The organism is Kosakonia radicincitans DSM 16656, assembly GCF_000280495.2.
GTDB lineage: Bacteria > Pseudomonadota > Gammaproteobacteria > Enterobacterales > Enterobacteriaceae > Kosakonia > Kosakonia radicincitans.
On sequence record NZ_CP018016.1, the window covers coordinates 3460273 to 3479092 of the forward strand.

Annotated in this window: 19 protein-coding genes; 5 read left to right on the forward strand and 14 right to left on the reverse strand. The window is 51.4% G+C overall.

Going from position 1 to position 18820, the window contains the following annotated elements; translation table 11 throughout:
• The first annotated feature begins 36 nt into the window (after positions 1-36).
• Positions 37-531: a thioredoxin family protein gene (locus Y71_RS16715; protein ID WP_007374396.1), complete on the forward strand. Its 495-nt coding sequence runs from the start codon at positions 37-39 to the stop codon at positions 529-531.
• Between the two features lie 244 nt (positions 532-775).
• Here Y71_RS16715 and Y71_RS16720 read toward each other — a convergent pair whose 3' ends face one another.
• The 4 genes from Y71_RS16720 to Y71_RS16735 form a co-directional block, all read right to left on the reverse strand.
• On the reverse strand, positions 776-1528 hold the full coding sequence (locus Y71_RS16720) for an alpha/beta hydrolase family protein (protein ID WP_007374395.1): 753 nt from the start codon (positions 1526-1528) through the stop codon (positions 776-778).
• An 87-nt stretch (positions 1529-1615) separates the two neighbouring features.
• Positions 1616-2389, reverse strand: coding sequence for an SDR family NAD(P)-dependent oxidoreductase (locus Y71_RS16725; protein WP_042936989.1), 774 nt, complete (start codon positions 2387-2389; stop codon positions 1616-1618).
• Positions 2390-2451: 62 nt separating this feature from the next.
• Entirely contained in the window at positions 2452-3153 is a 702-nt protein-coding gene (locus Y71_RS16730) for a DsbA family oxidoreductase (RefSeq protein ID WP_007374393.1), read from the reverse strand.
• A gap of 81 nt (positions 3154-3234) precedes the next feature.
• Positions 3235-4341 carry an alkene reductase gene (locus tag Y71_RS16735; protein ID WP_007374392.1) on the reverse strand — a complete coding sequence of 369 codons (1107 nt, stop codon included), beginning with the start codon at positions 4339-4341 and terminating at the stop codon, positions 3235-3237.
• Between the two features lie 370 nt (positions 4342-4711).
• Between Y71_RS16735 and Y71_RS16740 the strand changes: the two genes are divergently transcribed.
• Complete coding sequence (locus tag Y71_RS16740) at positions 4712-5275, forward strand: YbhB/YbcL family Raf kinase inhibitor-like protein (protein WP_007374391.1); 564 nt, start codon at positions 4712-4714, stop codon at positions 5273-5275.
• Here the strand turns inward: Y71_RS16740 and Y71_RS16745 are convergent.
• A complete protein-coding gene (locus tag Y71_RS16745) occupies positions 5259-6104 on the reverse strand; it encodes a helix-turn-helix transcriptional regulator (RefSeq protein ID WP_045334643.1) in 846 nt (281 codons plus the stop codon). The genes Y71_RS16740 and Y71_RS16745 overlap by 17 nt on opposite strands.
• A 288-nt stretch (positions 6105-6392) precedes the next feature.
• Between Y71_RS16745 and Y71_RS16750 the strand changes: the two genes are divergently transcribed.
• The gene (locus tag Y71_RS16750; protein ID WP_007374389.1) at positions 6393-6722 is read left to right on the forward strand and encodes a thioredoxin family protein; all 330 of its coding nucleotides are present in this window, start codon (positions 6393-6395) and stop codon (positions 6720-6722) included.
• Between the two features lie 121 nt (positions 6723-6843).
• Here the strand turns inward: Y71_RS16750 and Y71_RS16755 are convergent, their stop codons facing one another.
• Positions 6844-8163 (reverse strand): 6-phospho-beta-glucosidase, encoded by a 1320-nt coding sequence (locus Y71_RS16755; RefSeq protein WP_007374388.1) that lies wholly within the window; start codon positions 8161-8163, stop codon positions 6844-6846.
• Between the two features lie 141 nt (positions 8164-8304).
• Here Y71_RS16755 and Y71_RS16760 point away from each other — a divergent pair, with 141 nt between their 5' ends.
• Positions 8305-9207, forward strand: coding sequence for a LysR substrate-binding domain-containing protein (locus Y71_RS16760; RefSeq protein WP_007374387.1), 903 nt, complete (start codon positions 8305-8307; stop codon positions 9205-9207).
• A gap of 130 nt (positions 9208-9337) precedes the next feature.
• Here Y71_RS16760 and Y71_RS16765 read toward each other — a convergent pair whose 3' ends face one another.
• From Y71_RS16765 to Y71_RS16800, 8 genes are all read right to left on the reverse strand, one after another.
• Positions 9338-9676 carry a carboxymuconolactone decarboxylase family protein gene (locus Y71_RS16765; protein ID WP_007374386.1) on the reverse strand — a complete coding sequence of 113 codons (339 nt, stop codon included), beginning with the start codon at positions 9674-9676 and terminating at the stop codon, positions 9338-9340.
• Between the two features lie 16 nt (positions 9677-9692).
• On the reverse strand, positions 9693-10262 hold the full coding sequence (locus tag Y71_RS16770) for a TetR/AcrR family transcriptional regulator (protein WP_035943306.1): 570 nt from the start codon (positions 10260-10262) through the stop codon (positions 9693-9695).
• Positions 10263-10445: 183 nt separating this feature from the next.
• Complete coding sequence (locus Y71_RS16775; protein ID WP_007374384.1) at positions 10446-11003, reverse strand: OsmC family protein; 558 nt, start codon at positions 11001-11003, stop codon at positions 10446-10448.
• A 208-nt stretch (positions 11004-11211) separates the two neighbouring features.
• Positions 11212-12234 (reverse strand): DEAD/DEAH box helicase, encoded by a 1023-nt coding sequence (locus tag Y71_RS16780; RefSeq protein WP_007374383.1) that lies wholly within the window; start codon positions 12232-12234, stop codon positions 11212-11214.
• Complete coding sequence (locus tag Y71_RS16785) at positions 12219-13781, reverse strand: ATP-dependent nuclease (protein ID WP_007374382.1); 1563 nt, start codon at positions 13779-13781, stop codon at positions 12219-12221. The genes Y71_RS16780 and Y71_RS16785 overlap by 16 nt, the downstream gene beginning before the upstream one ends.
• A gap of 72 nt (positions 13782-13853) precedes the next feature.
• The gene (locus Y71_RS16790) at positions 13854-14270 is read right to left on the reverse strand and encodes a type II toxin-antitoxin system VapC family toxin (protein WP_007374381.1); all 417 of its coding nucleotides are present in this window, start codon (positions 14268-14270) and stop codon (positions 13854-13856) included.
• Complete coding sequence (vapB, locus tag Y71_RS16795) at positions 14267-14497, reverse strand: type II toxin-antitoxin system VapB family antitoxin (RefSeq protein ID WP_007853351.1); 231 nt, start codon at positions 14495-14497, stop codon at positions 14267-14269. Before vapB ends, Y71_RS16790 begins: the two co-directional genes overlap by 4 nt.
• Positions 14498-14759: 262 nt before the next feature.
• On the reverse strand, positions 14760-17381 hold the full coding sequence (locus Y71_RS16800) for a TrlF family AAA-like ATPase (protein WP_007374378.1): 2622 nt from the start codon (positions 17379-17381) through the stop codon (positions 14760-14762).
• A gap of 396 nt (positions 17382-17777) precedes the next feature.
• Between Y71_RS16800 and Y71_RS16805 the strand changes: the two genes are divergently transcribed.
• The gene (locus Y71_RS16805; protein WP_007374377.1) at positions 17778-18788 is read left to right on the forward strand and encodes a hypothetical protein; all 1011 of its coding nucleotides are present in this window, start codon (positions 17778-17780) and stop codon (positions 18786-18788) included.
• The last annotated feature ends 32 nt before the right edge of the window (positions 18789-18820 follow it).

The window sequence follows — 18820 nt, forward strand, 5'->3', positions numbered from 1 at the left end:
TGAAGCCGTAGACCCGTTACTAACAAAGGAGAACATATGCAAGATTTCAACGTACTGCTCGAAGCAGCATCAGATTATAACGAATTTGTTGGCAGCGGAGCAGAAGAAGACCGCAATGCATTACGGCATTTTGAGGGGCTTGCCAACGAGGCATTACCTGACGATGTCATCAGTAAGCTCTCACAACTTCCGGGTTCGTACAGCATTCTGGTAGCTGCTGAAATGTGGTGCCCCGACTGCCATAAAAACCTGCCCGTTATCCATGCCATTGCCGCGTCAGCGCCGGCAATACGTCTGGGTATTATCACCCGCGACAAGGCTGAAGCCGTCTTTAAGGCACACTTTGGTGTCGATAAAGTCAAAATTCCGTTTGCCGTGGTACTGGATGAGAACGCGACTCCTCTGGGGCAGTTTATTGAACGACCTGAAAATGCTACCGGCAAGAACGGAGAAGTGAGCGAGATGTACAAAAACGGTGAGCTTCTGGTTGATACCGCCCGCGAATTGACTTCAATTTTTCCAGGAAAATAAGAGAGCGTTAAAGTTAAATTAATTGAATATCAACCTGAAGGTAATAAACCTGGAAGTTGAGCAAGGCCAGGGAAATAATAAAAATAAACCGTAGCTACTGTGCCCTTAGCCCAGCATCTAAGCAGGGCTTTTTTCGCGTAAAGAAAGCATGCTACGCAGTTTTGTATGTGCAACCAAAATGCTATGCCCATTTATTCAGTGGCCAACGACAGCACCTGCAGCTTCACGAAACTTTACACGCCCTCTAAATGTAAGCAGAACTCCAGGCAACGATAATCCCGGCAACATATTCCGCATCTTGAGGATGCGTCAGAAGATGATCTGCTTCACCCAGTGAAATAAAGCTTTTGGGGTGTCTGGCGGCTTTAAAAATTTTCTCTGCCTGTTCAATCAGCACAGTATCATCATTGGGAGCATGAAAAATCAGCAGTGGCTTATTCATGGTAAATACCTTTTCCGCTATTTTATGCTCCTGAATGTTATCCAGCATTTGCTTTTTTAGCGTGAATACCCGACCTGCAAGCTCTACCGGGAAAGCGCCATGGTTCCTGATATCTTCGATATTGTCTTTAAACAACCGCTGTACATGCGTCAATTCGCCTGGCGAACCTATGGTTACGACCGCTCTGGCTTCAGGCACTTTGGCTGCAATAGAGAGGATTGCCGAACCGCCAAGGCTATGACCAATCAGCAGCGAAGGAGCCTCGTATTCCCGACGAAGATAATCGACCGCGCACAGCAGGTCAGAAATATTCGAGGAAAAATTGGTATTGGAAAAATCGCCTTCGCTGTTGCCTAACCCGGTGAAATCAAAGCGAAGCACCGCAATTGAATTTTCTGTCAGTTTCCTGGCAATGCGTGCAGCACCTTTCAGATCCTTCCCGCAGGTAAAGCAGTGCGCCAACAGGGCAAAGGCTTTTGGATTTTCTGGCAATTCAAGCAACCCGGCAAGTTCCTCACCTTCTGCATTTTTGAAGGTAAATTTCAATTTTTTCATTATGTTAACTTTCAAAATGGTTGAGTTACAAGCAAGATACCTGTCAGCCGCCCCATCATGGGGCGGCTTTGCGAGGTTACGACGAGCTTATCTGCGAACGGCCATGATACCGGCATCGACATCCCAGATTGCGCCAGTCACCCAAGAGGCTTTGTCGGACAACAGGAAGAAGATGGTATTGGCCACATCTTCCGGCGTGCCGACACGCCCCAGCGGATGGAAAGCGTTCAGCGATTGCATTGCGCCAGCAATGTCTTCTTTCGCCATAAAACCCTCATAAATCGGGGTATGCACGATCCCTGGCGAGACCGCGTTCACGCGGATACCCGCACCGGCCAGCTCAATGGCCAGATTACGCGTAAGCGCGTGCAGGCCGGCTTTGGCCATGGAATACGCGGAAGCCGGTGAGTCGCCGAGTGCGGCTTGCGCCCCAATGGAGCCCACGTTCACAATCGCCCCTTCACGGCCGTCGGCCAGCATGTTCTTCACCACGTCCTGCGTGATGAAGAAGGTTGCCCGGTTCAGAGTCAGGTACATGTCGTAATCCGCTTCCAAATGCTCGGTAAAGCCTTTTGGCATGAATATCCCGGCCGCGTTGACCATCAGGCTGATATCGCGATGATTGGCATTAATCTCCTGACGAATGGCGTTCATGCCCTCTTCGGTCATCAGGTTTGCCGCAATCACGGACACGGAACCCAGTGGGCTCAGTTCTTTCTGAACCGCTTCTGCCTTGTCTTTTTTATTGCCCGTCAGTACCACGCTGCCACCGGCTTTCAGCACCATACGCGCCGTTTCCAGACCCATACCGCTGGTGCCACCCACGACAAGCAGTTTTTTGCCTTTAAAATAATCGCTCATTTTGAACTCCGTTATTTGCAGGGTAGATTTGCCGGCAGTCATGCAGCCGGCTCGTTCAGGTGTCAGATGCTGCAACCGTCAGCGCCGCAGGTCTGGCCGTCAGTTTTTGCCAGTTCAGCCGCTTTTTCTTCCCAGACTTGCTTCAACACGTTCAGGAAGTTGTCCGCAGATTGCGCGCCGCTGATGGCATATTTTTCATTGAGCAGGAACAGCGGGACCCCGCTGACCCCGATCGACCGGGCATGAGCTTCATCTTCGGCCACCGATGCACGGAAGGCCTCATTGGCAAGGGCACTTACAGCGTCGGCTCTGGACATGCCCACTTCTGTAGCTAACGCAATGAGCTCCAGCGGATCGAAAATGGAACGCCCCTCAGTCACACTGGCCCGATAAAACCGTTCTGCCATGGCGTCGCCCATATTGGCGTGACGCGCAGCCGCGAGCAGCGTATGGGCATCTTCGGTATCGCCAAAAAGCATGGTGTCAAAGTTATACTGGAGCCCTTCTGTCTTCCCGGCCGTGCCCACCTGATTCATCATCAGTTCCGCCCCATGTTCCCCGCCAAACTTCTTGTAAAGGGCTTTGCGGAACGGCACGGCAGGCCGGTCGCCGGAAATACGGAAACTGTGGTGGCGGACCACGACCTGTTCCTTGTGTTCAAAGGCGGCAAGGCCCTGTTCGAAACGCTTTTTGGCAATCCAGCACCAGGGGCAGACCAGATCTGACCAGATATCTATCGTAATAATCGGCTTAAGGGTTTGCATATTGGCTCCTGAATACCCTATTAATTTCGTCTGGCGGTGCCTGTTTATGTGGGCACCGCAAATACCACCGGCTTCGTGGCGTTAGTTGGCTTTCCAGGCGGGATAATCGGTGTAGCCTTTCTCTGGTGACCCCGTCACGCCGTAATACGTCGTGCGATCGCTTTCGGCCAGCGGCCAGCCGTTCTGCATTCTTTCGACCAGATCAGGGTTGGCGATGTACGGCACGCCAAACGCGACAAGATCCAGTTCGTCTGCCTCAAGTGCCGTTTCGGCAATCTCGCGGGTGAAGCCGCCGGCGGCAATAACCGTGCCCCCCAGAGTTTTACGGAACGCGGCTTTGAACCCGGCAGGAACCGGTGCCTGGGTATAAACAGGCTGATAATAGAGATGTACATAAGCCAGCTGACGCTGGCCGAGAGCCGCTGCGATACTGGCCCAAATCTCTTCTTCACCTTCATATGGCGCCAGGTCGTAAATCCGCCCGAACGGTGAAATGCGCAAGCCCACCTTATTGCTACCAATAGCCGCAGAGATGGCATCAACCGTTTCCAGCAGGAACCGCTGACGGTTTTCCACAGAGCCACCGTATTCATCAGTGCGAGGGTTCAGCTCACTGCTGAGGAACTGGTCGAAAATGAAGCCGTTCGCCGCCATGATTTCCACGCCGTCAAAACCGGCCTCCATCGCCAGGCGTGCGGAGTGCACGAAGTCTGCCGTGATGCGTTTCACTTCATGCGTTTCCAGCGCGCGCGGCTGGCTTGGTACAACCGGGCCCGGTTCTCCGGATTCGGTCAGCGCAAAAACGGTGGTATTGACCGCCTGAACGGTGCCCGCTGAAACCGGCGCTATGTGACCTGGCTGAAGAGAGACGTGAGACATACGGCCCACATGCCACAACTGAGCAAAAATACGGCCGCCCTTCGCATGTACCGCATCGGTCACTTTGCGCCAGCCCTGAACGTGTGCAGCGTTGTAGATCCCCGGGGTATACAGATAGCCGCGCCCTTCTTCAGAAACGGGCATGCCTTCGGTGATAAGCAGCCCCGCAGAGGCGCGCTGGGCGTAGTAAAGTGCAACGACGTCATCCGGCACGTCGTTCATTGTGCGGGTGCGGGTCATCGGGGCCATGACCACGCGGTTTTTTAACTGCATGCCTGACAGATTGTAGGGGGTGAACAACTTACTCATCATGTACCTCGCAAGGCGAAAGAGAGAAAAGCCCCGCTGGGGCCGGAGTTAATACTTAGCGGGCCGGGGAGCTGACGATCGCTACCTGATGCCGGTTAAGCGCATGGTTGCACTATACCTACCTACTAGTTGATTGGTCAATAGGTAAAAGAACAAATCATGCTGTTCTTTTGTCACAGCAGACAGGCACCGGGAATACCGCGTAAGGTGAGCTGCCGTCGGCGAGATGGTCGTCATCCTGTGAAATCAGAGAATTACAAATATCATTTTTGGGCGTTATGGAGCTAAGACTGGCCGGTTCAGGGCGGCGCGGGCTCTTTCTCTCCTCTTATCATTCGGATATTAATCACCCCCCTATGGAGAAGAGTAAATGTCCAGACATCACCTTACAGTTATCAGTACATTATGCCTGGCGTTGTCGAGTCAGGTCGCTTTTGCAGCCGGTTTTACGCTGACAAGTCATGAGCTTGAAAAAAACCATTTCCCCGTGGCTCAAACCCTGAGTTCACCTTATGGATTTGGGTGCAGTGGTGGAAACCTTGCCCCCTCTTTTAACTGGAGTGGTGCGCCGGCAGGAACCCAAAGCTTCGCTCTCAAAATCTATGATCGGGATGCGCCGACAGGCCTCGGTTGGATCCACTGGCAGGTGGTTAATATACCCTCATCGCTTCATTCGTTACCGGCGGGGATAACGGCGGGTAACAAAAATCTCCCGCAAGGGGCTCTTCAGACCAGGACTGATTTCGGTATCCCGGGTTATGGCGGCCCTTGCCCGCCGAAGGGTGAAACGCACCGTTATGAGATCACGCTGACGGCACTTCGTGTCGACAAACTTCCGGGAATAACGGCGGACTCGACGCCCGCCCTGGTCGGCTTTATGGCAAAAGCGAACTCACTGGGCGAAGCGCATCTTCAGATTACGCAGGGCCGCTAACCGCAGCCAGGTTGCCGATAGCCTGGCCGGAAACCCGGACCAGGCTGGGGCTGAATCCGAAGCGAGTTCGAAATCTGGCGGCGAACTTAGACGGATTTTCATAGCCGACTTCCAGGGATATGCGGGTGACTGAAAGATCGGTCACCTGCAAAAGTGTCAGGGCGCGGCACATGCGAATGTCAGTCACCAGATGGGTGAATGACGTATTTTCGGCATGCAGATGGCGTCTCAGGGTGGTGGCCGACATACCAAATGCAGCCGCTACCTGCGCAGTATTCCAGTCTTGTGATATGTCTGCTGCAACGAGTTTGCGGATTTTTATCGCCAGTCCGGTATGTTGTTTCAGCGCGAAGAAAATGCGGTATTCATCCAGCCAACTCAGCATCTCTTCCATACGCCTGGCCACGATACTTTCAGGTATGTTTTCAGTATCTGTAATGGCCTGTGCAGTGTGATAAAAGGCCTGGCGAAAACTGTTGCCTGGCTCCGCCATTTTATTTGCTTCGTGCATGCTCATACGTGGGGCATGCATGAAGCAGTAGTTTTGGACGAAATCGGCACAAAAACTCAGCCATGATGCTTCGTACGTACCCGTTAAAGGTGATGGTGTATTGATGATATCAAAAGAGTGCCCCTCCCCGATGACCACCGCGTCACCCGCTTCCAGCGTTATCTCCTCTTGCGCCCAGCGGATTATTTTCCTGCCATGGCGGACCAGGATGATTGTGGGTTCATCTATAGTGATATGGCGCATCATCAGGGGCTGCGTATGCAGCACATGCGCTGTACTCCCCACATTAATACGACTGGATAATGTTCTTTCCATCATCGCCTTACGAAAAGGAATAGGCCAGCCCTGTAGGCCGACACTTTATGGATGGGCTTGCTTTTTTATAAAGTAATCCCGATTTTACAATACGTCAGTTTTCTCATTCAGATGGAGTGAAATATCACAATTCTCAGCACGCCGTCCACATAAGATGACGCTTAACCATTGATAAAACATGGCATTGTCTTCGCTTAAGTACCTTTCAATTGATGATAGCTTTTTATGTTAATTAATTCTATCAACTGGTAGGTAGAATTGTTCACAAGTTACAACGTACAGGAGTGAATGATGCGTGAATTAGCCCTTTACAATGAAGATAATTTTAGAGAAATCGAGAGGCATGAAGGGGTTGCGGTGGTGCGCTTCTCTGCCCCCTGGTGCCCGCCTTGCCAGATGAGCGAAGACATTTTTAACCATTTTGCCGAGCAGACTGACAGCGACGTCAAAGTCGGCAAAGTGAATGTGGATCTGGCACCGGTGCTGACCACCAAATATGAAATTTGGGGGCTGCCGTCCGTACTGATGTTCAAGGATGGGCAGTTGGTCCAGCGTATACCGGGTGTTAAATCGGCAGGGTTTTATCAGCAAGCATTGTCAGAGCTGAAAAAAGGGCAGTAATGCCTTTTTATCTATGTTTAAAAAAGTCTCTTAGCGGTCTGATGCATCATCGGCAAGCGGTTCCCCCTCGTTCAGAGTGATAACCGCTTTGTTATAAAATAACCGACCAGTCTGTTTAGCGTTATTTATTGCGCTGGAAGGCCGGCATCAACGCTTTGTTATGTTCGATCACTTCATCCAATGCATTTTCAAGCAGTTGACCGCTTTTGACCAGGGGATTAATAACCAAGGCGCGCCATGCCGTATACCGATTACCACTGATGGCTGCCTCAATGGTCAATTGCTCAAAGCTTTTCATCAGTTGAATCAGACGAAGTACATCTTCCGGGAAAGGTTCGACATTCAGTGGTATAGGTCCTGAACGGGTGATCATTGAACTGACCTCAACCGCACAGTCATCCGGCAGGCCCGCAATCGCACCATCGTTTCGCGTATTGACATGCATGATGATGCGTTTGTCGTTATATATTGCGCTCATCAATTCACATGCCGCATCCGAATAGTACTGCCCTCCCCGACCTTCCAGCGCTTTCGGTTTCTCGGCGAGTTCCGGGTTTCGATAAATTTCGAATAGTTCTCTTTCGAGCTCCTTTACGATCTCACCACGAGTCCCTTCCCCTTGTGCTTCGCCAAGCTCCTGACGGTACATGTCGTCGCTCATGTAGTAATAACGCAGGTAGGGGCAAGGTATCATTCCCATATTCGCCAACAACCGATCCGGCCATTTGAAAGGAGGAATATTTTTAGGCACCAACGGATCATTCCCCTCTGAAATCAGCTCAATAACCTGAGGCAGCTTATCCTTACCTTCATGAAAAATATGGCGCGCAAAAATGAAGTGATTAAGTCCCGCGACCTGCATGATAAATTCATTGATGTCACTGACACCTAAAGCACTGGCAATACCTTTTTGCATGATAACAGGCACATTGCACAGCCCTACGGTTTTGACTTTGCTGTATTTCAGTATCGCTTCAGTGACCATTCCCGACGGGTTGGTAAAGTTCAGCAACCAGGCATCCGGGCACAGTTGTTCCATTTCTTTCGCTATAGCCAATGCAATCGGGATAGTGCGGCATGCATTGGCAAACCCACCCAGCCCATTGGTTTCCTGACCGATCATGTCGTATTTCAGCGATATCCTTTCGTCGCTGATCCGTGCTTCCAGGCAGCCGGCCCTGAACTGAGAACAAACAAAATCGGCACCGGGCAGTGCTTCTGTGCGGTCAAGGGTTTCATAAACCGGTATATCCAGCCCATTTTTTTCCAGCATCCGTCGGGTGAGGCCCGCAATGATCGCCATTTTTTCACGGCCATCCTCAATATCAACCAGCCATAACTCGCGGATCGGAAATTCATTTTGACGCTTGATAATGCCTTCCATCAGTTCAGGTGTGTAGCTTGAACCCGCTCCAATAACCACTAACTTAAGACCCTTCATTAGATATTCCCCTCATCGTTGTTGTCAGGACGTCTGTTGGGCCAATTAAAGAGGACAAGGGGCTTAGTGGACAAACGATCAATTCCGGGGTATGCATTACTGTAAATAATGTATAAGAAAAATTAAGAAGGAAAATAATGAATGCTCGCTCAACAGAACATACTGGCACTATTGCATACGTTTGAAACGGCAGCACTGCATATGAGCTTTACTAAGGCGGCGACAGCCCTCAATCTGACGCAAGGGGCCGTTAGCCAACGCATTCGTTCTCTTGAATCCATGCTCGGATTCAGACTGTTTATCAGAATGACCAGAAAACTTCAGTTGACCGATGAAGGGGAGCGTTTACTTGGCGTACTCGCGTTTTCACTTAAACGCATCAGTGATGAAATAGAAGATATTCGCGTGCAGGGGCTGAGAGGAACCTTGTCTGTCGGCCTTCCACCTACCTTCGCTTTTCTCTGGCTGATGCCGCGCTTACCGGTATTTACCGAACGGTGGCCAGGGCTGAATATCAATTTCAGAGTGAGGGCCGGTCTGGTAGATTTTAATCTTGAACGGGTAGATGTCGCTATCTACTACAGTAATCTGAAATACCCCGATCTCTACTGCGAACGGTTATCTGAAGAGATGCTGGTTCCCGTCTGTATTCCATCTCTTGCAAAAAAAATCAGGCAAGCAAACCATTGGTTAGCTGAAGTCCCGTTCATTCATACCTCTGAATCCGTTGACTCCCAGAATGTTTTTTCAGAATGGCGAGAATGGTGCAGGGAGTCTGGCAAAAACCTGCCCGTTGAAGATAATTTTTTAAGCTTCAACAATTGTCAGATGTCGATTGAAGCGGCACTCAATGGCGGCGGTATCATCATGGGCAGAAAACGACTCATTCGACATTACCTCGATGAGGGCCGACTGGTCGCCCCTTTTGAAATAGAAATACCCGCCGGGCGAGGATATGACCTCATTATGCCACGAGAAAACCTTAACCGACCGGGCGTTCAGGCTTTGGCCGAATGGGTAAGAAATGTGTTTAACGAGAAATAAAGTCTGTTTTCGTTCTGAAAAGGGGCAATGAAAGCCATATCAGACCTAATGCCAGAGAGCATGATGACAATGTCTGTCAGAAGTGAAAAAAGGGCAGTCATGCCCTTTTATATTTTCAGCGCGATAACTATTACGCTTTCAGTTGCTTAATCGCATCCAGCGTACGTGCTGAATAGACAACTGCAGCGCCTGCATTCAGGTTGATCGCCACACCCAGGGCTTCAGCAATTTCTTCTTCTGTGGCGCCAGCTTTAACGGCAGCTTCGGCATGGACGGCGATGCAACCATCACAGCGAGTCGTCACCGCACAAGCCAGTGCAATCAGTTCACGCACTTTCGCGCCCAGAAGGTTGGTCTTATTGCCGGCGTTGCCCAAAGCCATGACGCCTTTTAGCGTTTCCGGGGTCAGCTTACCCAGATCACCAACACGTTGCATCACTTCTGAGCGGTATTCGTTCCAGTCTAACATGGGGTCATCTCCAGAATTATTTTCTTTTAACAATCATTAGGATCTGTTCAAGCGTATCGTTGAAAAGCTCAGGCTTATTAATCGCCCGGGAAACAACGCTAGCGCCCTCGCATAAATTCAAAATAAGCAGCGCCATTTTTGATGGCGGCAAGTCAGCAGTCAGTTCCCCTGCATCAACGCCACGGCTGACAATTTTGGTCAACCAGGCAATCTGCATATCGAAATATTCGGTCGCCTGAACTCTGATATTCGGTGGCAGATTGGCCATTTCCGCAGACAAAGCACAGCACAGCGGCATACGCGACGTGCGATAGCTCTCGATGAAAAGCTCCACGTAAGCGGTAAGCATCTGCGCAACCGTATTCTCCGTCTTTTCAATCTGTTCAAATCGGTTTTTGGTATCGGTATGGGCCTGAATCACCACTTGTTCGCCCAAAACGTCTTTGGTTGGGAAGTGGTGATGAATACTGGCCTTAGTGATACCAATACTCTTTGACAAATCAGCATAGCTGAATGCAGAGTAACCCCGTTCGCGCATCAGATGGTCCGTTTCATTCAGAAGCCTTTCTCGTGTCATGACTGACATATAATCCTCACAATTATAATCTACTAGTTGGTAGATATTATCTGCGCCTGTTGTTCCCTGCAAGGGGACATCAGTTCACAACAGTAATTTAACCTTCTCTGATAACGCGTTTTGGTCGGAGTTAATAGCCATCAGGCAGTAGGGAAATGACAGTGTTCAGGCATTTCCCTCTCTGAGTTTTACCTACACCAACCGGGTATCAATACTGACCGGGTTCGCCAGGGTATCGTGGATCGGCGAGCTTTCTGGGAGAGCACGAACCATTTCTTCAAGCTGTTCACGGCTGGCGGTCGGACTGGAGAGCTTAACGCCAACACGGATCGCTTTCGCCCCGTTGCGAACTTTTTCGTCAAGACCCAGGAAACCGTTCAGATTAATGTCGAAATTCAGGTCAAGTTCAATACCATCAAGTTCAATGCCCTTTTCTGCCGCCATCACAGTCAGAGTCGCGGTATAACAACCGGCAAGTGCCTGCAAAATGTATTCAGCTGGGCCCATACCGCTATCCGTACCCGATAAATCAGCAGGTTCATCGCCAACATTAGCAAATTTTCCGGAGCGACTGGTATCAACCTTGCCGTTCTGGATAGTCGCATGAGTTTCCACTCGGACGGATACTCCACCGTTGGATTTACTCTTCATGTTAAAGGTGAGATTGCCCAGTTCTGGATGCTGGCGAATAGCTTCTCGTGTACCGCGAATAACATTAGCGTCAGCAAAAGGTTTTTTTAAATCAGTCATTTTAACTCCTGAGATACAGTGCGGATTAAATTAATGATTAATTGAAAACCAACCAATCAACTAGATGGTAGATTACACGCAGAAACAGGCGTTGTCTACTACATCCGGAGTGCTTATGAAATCCCTTCCGAATCTGAACGAAATACAGGTGTGTGCGGCCAAGAAGAGCTTGTTTTACTGGATATTGCGCAATGGAGGATCAACTGATTCAGACCCTGAATCGGCGCAGATGAGTTTCTGAGACAAAATAAATGTTGCCGCGCGCCCGTGAGCATGCCACGTACAGCCTGTTACGGGACGACGGCGGAAGGGCTGCCAGTTCCTGACGATTCAGAAGCTTCCAGTGTGTGGGTCCCATCACAATGCAGACATCCTGAAAGTGGTCGAGCCCTTTACTAACGCCCCAGTTCAGCGAGTAACAGCCGTAACGGTGATGTTCACGATAGAAGAGCTTAATCACCGTATTATCAGCGTGCAGGGTGGCAGCGCGCTCTGCATCTGCGATCGTTTCAATCAGGGTGGCATGTGTCCCATGGGCAGCGATACGGATGTTCAGCTGCCCGGTGATAAACTCGCACACTGAAGCCGAGCAACGCCATGTCCGGTTGAGCGTGTCCCGGTCAACAGTGAAACCGGCTGCATCGAAGCGGGCCTCATATCGCGTAATGTCATCGTGCAGCGTTGAATTAACGTTGCCGTCATGGCTTGTGTCAAAGGTATGCTGATAAAAATCGCCGCAACAGAGCACAGTGATTTCCGCGCGGCAGAGCTCCAGCAGAAAATTAAAGTCATGTCCGGCAAAGTCCTGAACTTCATCGACAAGCAGTTCATCGTAGTAACGGGCAAGCCGGGTACGGATATCCGGCAGCAGCCCCCGGGCTGTCAGCAGGTGTGCGAGCCGCCGGTGATACAGCCGTCCGGCGGGATCCTGATAATGCCGGGCATTCGTGCGCGGTATTCCGGGTGGGGGCTGGTCGAAGCTCAGGCCACGCGATGCCAGCTGCTCCTGCAGGAAAGGCCGGAAGCAAAAACCGTGCAGAAACTCAAACCAGGTCATCACCCTGATCCCGTCCGGGATAAAGCCAAAACGTCTGATAATCTGCGCCCGCAGATGCGCTTCATTATTCACTGTGAAGGTCAGGAGCAGCGTCCGCCGGTCCTCACTCAACCGTCGTATCAGCAGCGTGGTCTTGCCCGAGCCGGCAACCGCAAATATCACTCTCTTATCCATGCCAGTGCCCCCTGAATATAATCAGGTACTGTCAGCTCTTCGGCGTGCAGCTGTAACAGCCGGAATGCTGCTTCTGCCTTATTGGCCAGCATGTATTCCTGCACCGTGAGTGTCCGGCGGGTTCCGCGGAAAAGCGCATCACACAGATCAGCGTTATCCTGATACAGGCAGATTTCAAATGTGGATCGGGTGTTGTCGCGATCGGCAAATACCCGGGTGCGGGAACAAAGCACGTCAGCATAGCGTTCATCGCAGTTTTGCTGGTAGTTGCCGTCATTATCACGAAGGGCCGCGACGCGATTTTCCAGAAGACGGGCCAGCTCAAGATAACGACGGAAACTCGTTCCGCCGATAGCGATGATGTGAACCCCGTCATCCTCCGGCGCCCTGCCATACAGGCGGCGATAAAAGGCCTCGATCAGAATAAACTCAGCATCCCCCTCCACGAGCAGCACACGTCTGGCCAGCGCAAATTCCAGCACGTTATTATCCGGTGCTTTCATAAAGAAGGCGGCAGTCTCAGCGGAAAGTTCATTCATCAGTACCGGCCGGGCAGGCCCGAGGAGGATTGCCTTACGCAGATCGAGGCGGGAGGAGATATGGCTGCTGTGTGTGGCAATAAACACCTGCGTCTGCCGTTCAGCGGCAAGCTGATTAACCAGCCTCTTCATACTGACATGGCTGAGATGATTCTCCGGCTCCTCAAGCAACAGTGCGTGGAGCTCTCCCTGCTGCTGATGCCGCTGCAGTGCAAACACCGTTTTGATGAAGCACTGCCTTCCTTTTCCACGGTGACGAATGGAAATACCGTCCTCGGTAATGTCCAGATTCGCCTCAAGACCTGATTTGGCACCGGAACGCACGCCAAACTGATACGTTTCCAGCGTGTCGTTTATGGCGGACAGATGCCGGGTGCAGAAGTGCATTTTCTGTTGCCGGTAACTGTTTTCAAGCCGGTACCGATCGGCCACCGGCACATTGACGCTGTAAACCGTGCGCGTATATTCCTGTGCGGCGTGCTCGTTATCGATGCGTGCACTGTCTAACAGCAGATGGCGCAGATAGCGTCTGAAGCCGGCGAAATGACCGCCGGAGAAGGTGCTGAACCGCACGGAATAGTATTCATAGGGAAAATTATCGGGATCCTGCTGCAGGACATGGTGAATATCCTGAGCGTATTCCTCCGTCATGGGTGCAATGCGCATTCTGAGACCATCCGCATCGATACCCGCCAGATTTTGCCTGCCGTTCAGGTCAGGATCTCCCCCGTTACTCAGGAAAACGTCAGCTGTCAGCACGGGTAACCGATCGGCGCGGCGCTCACCTTCCTGAAACTGCCTGACGGCTGACTGGGACAGGAGCGATTCCACACCCAGTGCCTCGACCCGGTGCCGGCTGTCACTCAGCACAAGGTCAAGGGCCAGCAGAATCGTGCTTTTCCCGGACTCATTGTCCCCGACCAGAATGTTACGGTCATGAGTGAAGCGCAGGTCCAGTTCCGGAAACTTTTTAAAGTTTTGCAGCATAAGCCGCGTGATCAGAGGCATCTTTTATTCCTTTATATACCGCTGACTGAAAGAGTGTCCGGCAGCGCCAGACCGCCTGTTTTGTTTTCAGCGTTATCTTACCCAGTCTTCCAGCACAAGACCCGGCACCCGCTCAAATTCCCGCGTATTATTCGTCACCAGCACGGCGCCGGCGGCGATGGCGTGTCCGGCAATCGCCGTGTCGTTCGGGCCAATCGGCGTGCCGGCCATGCGCAGCGCCACCTTAATCTCCGTGGTGGCGTCCACCGCGGCGCGATCCCAGGGCAGGATGGCATCGAGGCGGGCGCAGAACGCGTCAACCAGCTGGACGTGACGCGGCGCGGCCTTCGGCCCGGTGGCGCCGAAGCGCATCTCGGCGTAGGTAATGGCCGAAACCACAATGCGGTGACCCCGCAGCACCGCCTGCTCCAGGCGCTTCAGCACGGCTTCCGGCTGCTCGCGCATGATGAACGAGCAGATGTTCGTGTCGAGCATATAGATTTTGTTCACAGGTTAACCCGTCCTTCGTCGCTGACAACGTCCTCGCGCTCCGCCATAAAGTCCGGGTCAGCTTTTTCGAGCTGCGCGAACGAGCCCCAGGTCGGCCGGACGGGACGCAGGATGATGCTGTCCCCTTCCCGGACGATCTCCAGCTCGCTCACCCCCTCAAAATCCAGATCGCGGGGCAGACGGATGGCGCGGTTGTTGCCGTTTTTAAAAATAGAGACTGTGCGCATGGTTTTTCCTCATATGCTGAGTGTGCCAGGGAGTATTCCCGCATAGGTGAAGTATATGCCTTCGGAACAGGTTTGTATAGGTAAAGCATATGCAGATGGTGAGGATATGCGTATGCCATACCTATGCAGATGTCAGGCATATGGATATGCATGACCTATACGCTTTCTTCTCTTTTTCCGCTGAGATCCGAAAAAGGTAGAGTCGGAAATTGAAAAAGCCGCATCTGCGGCTTTTTCGGCATGTTCATTAAGCATAAGGGAATCAGGTTTTACTGAGCCATGAGCCGTACACTTCCCTGCGCCGCTCAAAGGCTTCCCGCCCTCCCTCCATCACAGAAATGATGTGCTGTTGTACAAGCGGGGCATCCACGCCTCCCCCAGTTGTCTGGATCTTTCCACTTTCATATTTACAGGCACAAACATTCTCTGCGTCACCGAGAACCGGAATGTTGGCATTGTGAGTGGCAAAGATAAACTGGGTACGGGGTTTCATCGCCCGGATGATTTTAATCACGTCGTCATAAACCGTCTGATTGTCCAGGTCGTCTTCGGGCTGATCGATGATCACCACATCATTATCCTGCTGATTCAGAACAAACAGCATTAAAGCGGAGGCGCGCTGGCCCAGCGAGTGTTGTTCCAGTGGTTTGCCACGGAATTCAATGGAGTAGGTATTGGGTATTTGCCAGGTAATCAGCGATTCAATCTGCTGTTCCAGATACTCGCTGAACGTCTCAGCAGAGCTGTTGATAACCTCCGGAAGTTTGTCCCTGTTCAGCCAGAGTTCACCAAAGTCTCTGAAGTTGTCAACCACGGTCTGGTAGGTACTTTCCCGCAGCCGGCTGCCGGTAAACGCTTCTTTCAGAATAGACTGCATGGCTCTTTTATCGTTAGCAAAGGCCGGAACGATTTTCAGGGGTGAATTTGCCTGACTGATGTCGGCCAGCACGGCTTCAATTTCATGATATTCTTCTACCCAGAGCTCGGACAGCCGGTTCAGCGATTCTGTCAGGCTCTTCTCCAGTAACGCCTGGCTCGTTTCTGCCCGGGTCAGCTCAGCGATTTTTTGTTCCGCGGTTTCCAGCCCGGCCTTCAGCTTCAGAAAGTCAGCTGGATCGGCTTTTTCCACGCCTGCCAGCCTCAGCTCTTCAGCCAAGCCACGCTCAATTTCAGCAAATTCTTCCGTCAGCGCCAGCTTTTTCTCCAGGAAGGCCTGCTGCTTCGTATCGAGTTCTGTGAGAAGCCGGCGGGCGCCGTCCACTACGGTGTTCAGGGAGTCGAGATGGGCCGTGAAGCGATCATATCCCGCACTGTAATCATCGATGTCTGCCTGGTTATGCGCTGACTCGTGTTTCTTCTCCTGCTTCAGCTCATCAAGTGTTTCCCTGATCCCATCCTGCAGACTGTCCAGTGCACGGGTTGCCAGGGAAGTAGTACTGCTGAGATAGCGCTCATCCCGCCCAAAGGTGGTCTGACGCTCCAGTTTTTCTTCCATCCCGTGCTGGGCATAAAAGCGCAGGCGGAACTGCGCATCCTTCTCTTTCGCCTGCCATTCGGAGAGTGCTTCTCCTGATGTTTTCAGACGACGAAACTCGCGTAATCTGTCGAGGACGACTGCATTCTGCTGCCGGATTTTGTTCCGCACGGGGGCCAGGCGTTCCCCGACCAGTTTTTCAATCAGATCGTGTTCAAATCCTGCGCCGGTATTGGACAGATCTTTCTGGCCAAAATACACCGGCTTGTGCAGAACCGTTTCCCGAATCGCCACCCCGTGCCGGGCCTGGCCGTCAAAAATGACCTGCGGCTCCTGACCGAAAATACGGATTATTTGATAGGCCAGCCCGTGACGGCATACGGCGTCAAGGGTGATTTTCCCACCGCTTTTGAGTAAATTACTGACCAGATTATCTTTGTAGTCGCGGTCAGAGGCCTTTTCGCCAAATGGAATGTCCAGAGCATAGCGGATCCCTTCAAGGATGGAGGATTTGCCGCTGCCCCGGATCCCTATCAGGGTGTTCAGCTCCGGAGATAACTTCACCACGGTTCCGCCGAGCGAACCGGCTCCCTCGAATGCTATCTGGCGGATATGGCTGTGAGTCAGGTGCGGTTTCTCCCCACTAACGCGGTGCGGGAAATCCTGCAGCGCAAACCGGACAGCTTCAAAACTGTAATCACCCAGCTTCAGATAGCTGGCGACTTTTCTGGCGCTGATCTGCTCCAGCGTTTTGGCATCGCACCCCTGGACTTCGGCCGGATAGCGCTCACCGAGCGCGCCTTGAATTTTGACTCGCAGGTCATGAGTCATCACCTTCTGAAATCCCATTACGCGCCGGCGGACAAGCTCATTATCAAAAAGCTCCCCGATTCGGCCAGGGCTCAGCCCACCCCATAACCCGTTATGGGACTCCACGTGGGCAAATACAATAAAGTAATCCCGTTCATACCGGTCAAGGCGCTGGATGGTCTGCGTGATATTTTCTGTTGAACGGGCATTTTCGTTCTCAAAATTATCAACACCCGCAAACGTGGCTGTCAGGAAACTTTCAATATGGTTCGTCTGCTGCTGATTGATAAACCACTCATCGGCAAACACCACGAGCGTGTGCACGCCGGCCTGACCATCATTAACGGACAGCTCCACGCCGGGAAGAAGCTCCGTGCCTTCACTGCGAGCGACTTTGCGCAATGCCTTAAACTCGCGGGGATCGAATTTATTGTGATTGGTTATCACGCCCACTTCCACTTCAGCCGCTTTCAGAGCACTGACGTAGTCGCGAATATATCTGTCGGGTTCCCCGACATAGCGAAATTCTTTATCTGCATCAGTATGAAGATGAAAATCCACCTTGACCCAGCAGGATCCATTCTCAAATACGGGATACATTCCTTGATACCTTAATTCAATTGCTGATGAATGCCCGGAGGGAGGCTCCGCATAATTTCATTTATATTAAGGCGATCCCGTTCCGACTTCATTTTATTTCCATCGCCGGTTAATAAATATTTGATATGAACCCGAACCGCATTAAACAGGTTACGGATGAGTGCAGGGGGTAAACATCATCATATGTTTCTTTTCAGGCAATAGAGTCTGTTAATTATTGCATTTATGACAATAGTGCGGTTAAAGCAATAATCATCAATTGTTTTTGCCAAAGTAGCAGTAGTTCCACTCTGTTGACACACAGATCCGAAAACCGCAAAACCCGGAATTTTTGCGGGTGTGAAGCTTTTACGTTTTAATAATGCTTTTTCTCAGCCCTGACACCCGGAGATAAGCATGCCTATTAATATAACGACCCGTACTGAGTTTGAGAGGATGGCAAAAGCCAAAGATCCAGTCTTGGAACCGCCACGTCAGGCTGCCAGAAATCCCGCCACCGGCCGTTTCGTTTCTAATGAGCGCTTGCCAGACGCGCTCCCGCCCTATCTGATAAGCCAGCAGATGAACATCACATTCTATAATGATATTGATGTGGAAACCTTTAAGCAGGAGGTCCGCCTACAGATCACCCGAATACTGGACGATCTCAGGGGGGAGCGGTTTAATGCTGCGGGTATCAAGTATCAGCAGTTTATTGACCAGTATGATGCCTGTTTCAGAAAGCCTTCACCGCAGAGATGGGAGGCCGTGGAAGTACGCGGTATCGATCTCTATGCAATTCTGGAAAACCTGGGAGCCATTCTTACGGATGAATTACATTTACAGGAAAAACCAGGTGTAGAGTCCCTGCGGCGATTCAGTGGCATCACCGATGCCCATATCAATCTGTTTTTTTATATGCTTGAACTGAATCTGGCGATCAATAATCAGATTGACAGTGCCGAGGGGCAATTACTCACTAAACTGGCCCAGCTTGAAAATCGCCTCACAGCGTTGTTGGAGATGTACATTCATGGCGACAGACTAGGCAGATTGTGGTCCGGCGAGATGCCGGCAAGCCAACTCCTGTATGGCTGGGTCCTGCTGGAGCAGAATAACTTGCCTGATGCCATGGAAATTTACGATTCAGATCCGCGCCTGAAAGACCAAGATAATTTTGCAGCGCTGCATGCTGAGGTGTTTAAAATATATAAAGATCACCCGTATGAAAAAGTTGATTCAATTCGGAATAATGAATTCCGCTGGCGCGGGCTTTCTGATTTCAGGACACAGATAGCCCTTAAGCTGTGTTATTACCTGCGACAGATTAAGAAAATCCGCCAGTATATTGATGAGCTGACGCAGAACAGTGATATCACTGATCCACACGAGGCTACAGTGGACATCCGGCAGCTCCTTGTCCCCTAAATCTGTTGCGGTGTGAAACCCGGTCCGGTGGA